Below are 6,154 nucleotides of genomic sequence, written 5' to 3'. Positions count from 1 at the left end.
GCTTGACGTCCGGCTTCTGGCGCCGCCGAGAGAACAGATGGAGAGTTACGGCCGTAGCCGCCGTAACCGCGGTGAAGGACAGGAGCCCGGTAACCAGTGAGTTGACCCCCGGTGTCGGCACCTCCACGCGCTCGTATCCCGCCCAGTCACATGCGGCACCCACCGGAAAGTAGGTAGTCGAGAGGTCGACCGGCGCTGAGGGGGAAGGGCCGTTCTCGAACCCGACCTTGATCAGGCACCGGTCGATCGCGGTCGCCTTACTCAGGGAGGACGTCAGCCAGAGCCCGCCGAAATAGACCAGCACGGTAGCCGCCGCCGCAACAACAGCAGCCCGAGTAAAGATCTTCTTCCATTCTGACATTGCAGGTCTCCCAGTGTTGACTAGCTATTGCGTGGGTGACGGTATCACTGGGGCTCAGCGTCGGCACGCCTCTGCAAGAGAGCGGAAAACCCTGACACGAACGAATTGAGTTCACTCTCGGGCAACGATATCGAGTGTTTGTTCACACCGCTGTAGATGAGCTTCTCTCGACCGATGTACATCAACTCGCCGAGGTCGCCGATGAGCGCTTCCTTGGCTGCTGCATGGCATGTGGCATTGCTATTGCCGAATCGATTAATGAACAGTCGCTGATAGCGACGCGCGTACTGGCCCCCCGAACCGAAGACGCGCTCCACTTCATCGGCGATGTTGGCGCCGAAGCGCAATGCCATTCCTATTTTGAAGGCATCGATGTCGGCGATCATGTCGACGCTGCTGAAGGAACTATTCCCTTGGGCCAGCTTTTCCATGCAGTAGTTATAACCGGAAATTCCGGTCGCCGCTCGCACCCGGTCCCAGTTCGTGTAGAAAGTCATCCAGTCACCCGCCCAGCCACCGAAGTCGCCGCGGTTGATTCCGGTTCGACCCTCTGGGTACCCCTTGATCAGGACCGTGTTGCATGCAGCACCGAAGCCACTGCTGGATCGAGCGCACGATTTCGGATCCGCCGGAGACCGTGACGTACGCATCCATCGTCAGCAGCGCTTTGCAGAGCTTGGGGACCATCGCGCCGCCGGGCATCGCGCCGTTGACGCCGGCGTTCGCTTTCAGTTTGGACACGGCGGTGGCAACACGGTCGTTATAGACACCATCGATCTCGCCGCCGTCGTATCCTTTGCAGTACAGGGCAGACTAAATAATGCGGGATACATTGGCCGATGGGGAGGTGTTGCGATCGATCGACGGCCATTTAGCGGCCAGTGTGGACAATGTGGTCGGGCCGAAACTGTCCGAGAGTGCGGTAATTCCCAGTTCGTACTGCAGGCACCTCGTCAGTGCGAACATGACGGACCAGCTAGCCTTTCCGTTCTCCTCGACCCATGGAATGCCGGCTACATCCCCGTAGATCGCGTTGATGAACTTCTGTGCCTGAAGCACCATTTCGTCAGCCATGCGGATTCCTTATTTCTGGCTCACATGCGCGCGAAACGCATTCTTCCGGTCGGATGGGCTGTTGAGTTATTGATCGACAGGAGGCTGGAGGTTTGCGCGGGTTCCGCTTCTCCTCGACTGGACGGCTGCGGCAGTGGCAGCGCAAGAGACCGCCGTGATCGCTCGGCTCTCCCCACGGTCAGGCGGCGCCTGCAGCGAGCGTGCCCTGGACCACGAGTTCATCGGCCGTCGGGGAGGTGGTCCCAGGGCTGACTCTTCCGGATGATCCGGCGCCCTCTGCGCTTCACCGCGCAACCCGCTATGGCCCCACTCCGGGTGGTGGGGCACGGGGCGGCCAGTCGGCAGCGGCAGGCCGGCCCCGGCGCGGAGGCGGCAGGAGAAAAGCGCCCTTGGAAAGTCGACCTCGGATGCGTTCCGTAATGATGCGGACCACCGGCTTCCCCTGGGCGGGAGCACCATCGGTGTCGATGAACAGGGTTCCGCTCGATCCGATGCGCCCCGGTTCGAGTGCGGCATACGTGAAGGTGTGGGTCACGTCGAATCCACCGGACGCCGTTACCTGCACCGTCACCCTGTAATCCGTCGTCTCAGCGGTGCGGTTACTGAGGCTGAACTCGTGGTGTCGTAAGGGGTGACGACTGGCCGGTGGCTCCGGTATCACCGGAGTCATGCGGTATCCACAAGGGGGCGGGCTGGCCGCCCACCGACAGCAGCTTCGCGAAGAGTTACGGCTCCAGGCGGCCGAGCGGTTCGCCTTGGGCGAGGGTAGTACCGCGATCGCCAGAGATCTTCGGGTCAGTGTCCGCTCGGTCCAGCGATGGCGTCACGCGTGGGCCGAGGGCGGCCCGCGATCCCTGCGGTCGCAGGGCCCGGCGTCGCTGCCGAGGCTGAGCGATCAGCAGTTCACGCAGCTTCAGGCGGAGATGGCCAAGGGGCCGACCGCGCATGGCTGGGAGGACCAGCGCTGGACACTGGCCCGGGTCAAGACGGTGATCGGCCGGCGCTTCCACCTGACGTACACGATCCAGGTTAAGGATTGACTTCCATGATGACTCGAGTTGAGCACCACGGAATGCCAGGGACCAACGACGAGTCGTATGCCCAAGATCTGGGAAGTGGGCTCACGGGGATAATTTCATTGCTGGAGCAGTCGTCGAGCGTATTCGATATTGGCCTAATGGATTCGACGATGTACCTGCAGGCATGTCTGGCAGTCGACCCTGACGCTTCCCACCTGCGTACATGGGAGGCGCTGGTGACAGCCATGCAGCTCCACGATGGAATGTTTGCTGCCGCCAAACAGGCAAGTGGACAAATTTCATATCGAATCGCAGATGAAACTCGCATCATCTCGGCGACCGGGCCGACAAGGAACGCCAACCCTGGGAATTGGATCAATGCCTTCTGGTTGACAGTAGTTTGCCGCGATCAAGCCCGCATGACGCAGCTATGTGAATTCGACCTTACTTCGTTGCGCGCCTCAGGGGCAGAGTATGACGACTTCATGTATGGATGGGTCGACTCGCTTCAAAAATATTGGATGCAGCGTCCGGGGCTAATCGATAAACTCCAGGAAACGATTCAAGGGTCGTATCCTGAAGCCATACATATCGCTGGTCTGGAAATCGTAGAGAAGATCCTCTATCAGCCGATCGATCTATTCCACTTCTTCCTGCAGAAAGACCATGAAGGATTTAATCACTCCCTCATCAAGGCGCTGGAAATGCATAAGTCTTACTGGACAGCGACAGATGAGCGAGCGCGCAGCGTCGAAGGTTACCTAGCACTCGGCCCACTCGCTGTAGCATGCCTCGCCTACGATGCAGGTTTTCCCATCACTGTGACCTCCGACTACATTCCGAGTCAGCTAATTAATCGCGCTTGGGTCGGTGAGTTCCCCACATAATGACGATCCCGCCATCCAGGAAACGGCGGCATCATAGTGATCCCGAGCGATTTGTGTTCTGGGGCGTTGGACGTGTGTAAGTGATCTGGTGGGGGACGCGCGGCATCTGTCGCCGTCGGCGCAGAAGACACGTCTCTCCGGGGCCCGTGGCGGCCGGAATGACCGCCCTGACCGATCCGGCTAGAGCTATGGATCAGAAGGCAGCCGCGCCAGAGCCATGCCACTGCTTGCGGTGCACAGCGGTCAAGAAGAGCCGCCGCCTGGCTGACTCCTGGGGTACCCACCTCCGTCATGCCGACCACCGACACGTTCGAAACTGGATCACCAGTAGCGCTCAAACTGATTTCACGCGCGCCAGGGCATGGTCTGCGGCTACCAGTAACCTGCGACGATCAGCCATGCCACGCTTGGAGGCTTCGTGGAACCTACCGCTCTCGTCAGTCCGAACCGGTTGTGGTCGGCACACGAGGTCTTGGTGCGCCCGAGCCCTCTCCCAGCGGCGGCAGGGGTCTACGGGTGGCACTTCAAGCAGCCACCGCGTCCGGACTTGGACGCCGGGCGCCTGCTCTACGTCGGGATAGCCCCGCGGTACATGGCGAACCGGACCAGTACCCAGAACGTGCGCAAGCGGGTGCGCTACCACTACCGGGGCAACGCGGCCGGCTCGACGCTGCGACTCACCCTGGGATGCCTGCTCGGCCTTGAGCTGCGTCGCGTAGGCAGCGGTAAGCGGATGACCTTCGGCAAGGCAGGCGAAGCCACCCTGAGCCAGTGGATGGCGGACAACGCGCGAGTGTGCTGGATGGAGCAGGAAGAACCGTGGGAGCTGGAGTCACGCCTCATCTCCCAACTCGACCTCCCGCTGAACCTCGACCAAAACCGCCACAACGCGTATCACAGCCGCCTGAAGGACCTACGTGCCCAAGCACGGCAGCGTGCACGCGAGTTGCCCATCAGCTCCTAGGCCGGGACGTGGCTGTCTGGGCCGTGCGCCCGAGCAGGCGGGGGAGGCCCCGGCCCGGCTTCCCGTTCGTGGCGTCGACGCGGAGGTCGGCATCCGGCCGCCGGATCAGGCGGGAACGGGCACCGCCCTGCTCCACAGTTCGTCCGCGTGCTCAGCGAATCGGTCGAACATTCCGGCGTCACCCTCGCGCCGAAGGTGCAGCAACGGTGAATCGTGGCCGACGAGCCGAGCCAAGTGCGGGGTGACCAGCACCTCCTGGTCGAAACGGAACACCGACAGGGACACGTGGTTCACCGCGTCCTCGGAACTGCTGAAGCGGGCCTCGACGCCCTCGGCGGTACGGAGGCGTGCCAGATGTTCGAGCGTGATCCTGATGCGTGTGGAGACGGACAGGGCGACGTCCTCGACCTCCTCCCGCCGACGGGTCACCTCACCGTCCGGGTCCCCCAGCAGAATACGCACCCGGCATCCCGCCTCGGTCTTGCGACGCAGCGTCTCGACGAAGGCCGGCTGCTCCAGCCAGAGGAAGTAGTTCGTGTATCCGGCCAGGTAGATCTGCTCCGCGGCCCCGTCGATCAACGCGCCCCAGACGGTCGACGGGCACGCGGACCGATAGGGGTAGGCATGGACGAGCTCGCGGTCGTGGCCTGACTTCACACGGTCCTGTACGGCCTTCGGCCAGATCATCTGTTCGTCCACCTTCAGTGCCCGACAGGCGTCGATACGGTTTCTCGCGTGGGGTACCAACTCCGCGTCGGCCAGCCACCGCTCCACGGTCTTCGGCGTGACCCCGATGTGCACGGCGAGCTTGCGAGGCGTCAGCCGTGCATCTGACATAGCCGATCGTAGAGCGACGTTCAAGACTTCCCCCTGCGACATCCGGGCCTTCTCGCACGGTAGCGGGCTCCGGTCCAACTGTCTTTACGCTTCGCGGAGATACGTCCGTCATGGGTAGTCATCGTTGCGGACGTGACGACTCCGCAGACGACGGTCAGCCCTCCCTTCGACGTCCCTCTCCCCCTGGCGCCCCCACGACCGTTCTCCGGCTGCCCGGTCTGCGCCGGCCTGGCCACCCGACGTCGGGCAGCCAGGAGCGTGGGCGACTACTCGCTCGCCACCGACGCGTCCGTGGAGACCCGGCGCCACCCTCACCTCGCCAGGGGGCTCCGATGACCGGCCTCGGCCTCCCGCACGGCCGGGACAGCTCCACAGGCTCCGCAGTCGCGCAGCGGGCGAGCGAAGGGCTGAAGGCCGTCCTCGCCGGGCTCGGACTTCCGGAGCGGGCCTACCGCAGCGTCCGGCCGGCGCTGACGTCCGCCGGCAGGCCGTACGTCTACGTCGGTCTGCTCGACGCGGGGGACGTCGAGGCGATCACCACGTCGCTGCGCCGACAGCTCGACCAAGGCGCTGAAGATCGCCCCGGTGCGGAAGCCCGAGGCTCCTCCCGATGCCACCGAGGCGGCTGACCCGCGGCTCTGGTTGTGGCGCCGCGCCCGTACCCGGCCCGCGCCCTCAGTCGCCCCCCGCTCCCACCTCCGCCTCGCCCCACCCGGTGACCGTCACCTCGTCCCCCACCGCCACCCGCCCCGGCCGGAGCACCGCGTACTTGGTCCCGAGGACGGCCCCTCCCCCGGCCGACCGGCGGTAGCCGGCCAGGGTGCGCAGGGGTTCCGGGCCCGCCCGGTGGCCTGATTCCTGGTCGACCAGGACCACCGCGCAGCGGACGGCGGCCTTCGCGTAGGCCAGCTCCGTGGTGCCGATCGTGAACCGGTGGGCGCGGTCCTCGGTGTGCGGGTCGGGCCAGCCGTCGATCACCACGTTCGGGCGGAAGCGGCTCATCGGGAGCGGC

The 6,154-nt window shown here is 64.1% G+C and carries 7 protein-coding genes and 2 pseudogenes; 4 read left to right on the top strand and 5 right to left on the bottom strand.

The window, feature by feature from the left end; translation table 11 throughout:
- The 3 genes and pseudogenes from IH13_RS0130330 to IH13_RS45180 all read right to left on the bottom strand — a co-directional run.
- The coding region (locus tag IH13_RS0130330) for a hypothetical protein (RefSeq protein WP_031089287.1) at positions 1-361 on the bottom strand (361 nt) is incomplete at its 3' end.
- Positions 362-405: 44 nt separating this feature from the next.
- The gene (locus IH13_RS0130325) at positions 406-858 is read right to left on the bottom strand and encodes a hypothetical protein (RefSeq protein WP_158791405.1); all 453 of its coding nucleotides are present in this window, start codon (positions 856-858) and stop codon (positions 406-408) included.
- A gap of 94 nt (positions 859-952) precedes the next feature.
- Positions 953-1,435: pseudogene (locus tag IH13_RS45180) on the bottom strand (hypothetical protein); the annotation flags it as partial.
- 668 nt (positions 1,436-2,103) lie between these two features.
- On the opposite strand from IH13_RS45180, the pseudogene IH13_RS0130310 reads away from it, so the two are divergent.
- The 3 genes and pseudogenes from IH13_RS0130310 to IH13_RS0130305 all read left to right on the top strand — a co-directional run.
- Positions 2,104-2,463: pseudogene (locus tag IH13_RS0130310) on the top strand (helix-turn-helix domain-containing protein); the annotation flags it as partial.
- Between the two features lie 17 nt (positions 2,464-2,480).
- Positions 2,481-3,341: an immunity 49 family protein gene (locus IH13_RS41490; protein WP_082317764.1), complete on the top strand. Its 861-nt coding sequence runs from the start codon at positions 2,481-2,483 to the stop codon at positions 3,339-3,341.
- Between the two features lie 592 nt (positions 3,342-3,933).
- A complete protein-coding gene (locus IH13_RS0130305) occupies positions 3,934-4,305 on the top strand; it encodes a GIY-YIG nuclease family protein (RefSeq protein ID WP_234433445.1) in 372 nt (123 codons plus the stop codon).
- Positions 4,306-4,410: 105 nt separating this feature from the next.
- Here the strand turns inward: IH13_RS0130305 and IH13_RS38905 are convergent, their stop codons facing one another.
- On the bottom strand, positions 4,411-5,142 hold the full coding sequence (locus IH13_RS38905) for a transcriptional regulator (RefSeq protein ID WP_051835979.1): 732 nt from the start codon (positions 5,140-5,142) through the stop codon (positions 4,411-4,413).
- A 332-nt stretch (positions 5,143-5,474) separates the two neighbouring features.
- Between IH13_RS38905 and IH13_RS0130295 the strand changes: the two genes are divergently transcribed.
- A complete protein-coding gene (locus IH13_RS0130295) occupies positions 5,475-5,771 on the top strand; it encodes a hypothetical protein (RefSeq protein WP_051835978.1) in 297 nt (98 codons plus the stop codon).
- A 46-nt stretch (positions 5,772-5,817) separates the two neighbouring features.
- Here IH13_RS0130295 and IH13_RS0130290 read toward each other — a convergent pair.
- The coding region (locus IH13_RS0130290) for an MOSC domain-containing protein (protein WP_037842858.1) at positions 5,818-6,154 on the bottom strand (337 nt) is incomplete at its 5' end.

Source organism: Streptomyces sp. NRRL WC-3549 (genome assembly GCF_000721935.1).
GTDB lineage: Bacteria > Actinomycetota > Actinomycetes > Streptomycetales > Streptomycetaceae > Streptomyces.
Note: the sequence above shows the minus strand (reverse complement) of the source record. Positions and strands in the feature narration are given on the sequence as shown.

Excerpts from the sequence above, each read along its gene's own strand:
- IH13_RS0130325 (WP_158791405.1), bottom strand. The coding sequence starts at position 858 with ATGACTTTCTACACGAACTGGGACCGGGTGCGAGCGGCGACCGGAATT.
- IH13_RS0130305 (WP_234433445.1), top strand. The coding sequence starts at position 3,934 with ATGGCGAACCGGACCAGTACCCAGAACGTGCGCAAGCGGGTGCGCTAC.
- IH13_RS0130295 (WP_051835978.1), top strand. The coding sequence starts at position 5,475 with ATGACCGGCCTCGGCCTCCCGCACGGCCGGGACAGCTCCACAGGCTCC.
- IH13_RS41490 (WP_082317764.1), top strand. The coding sequence starts at position 2,481 with ATGATGACTCGAGTTGAGCACCACGGAATGCCAGGGACCAACGACGAG.
- IH13_RS38905 (WP_051835979.1), bottom strand. The coding sequence starts at position 5,142 with ATGTCAGATGCACGGCTGACGCCTCGCAAGCTCGCCGTGCACATCGGG.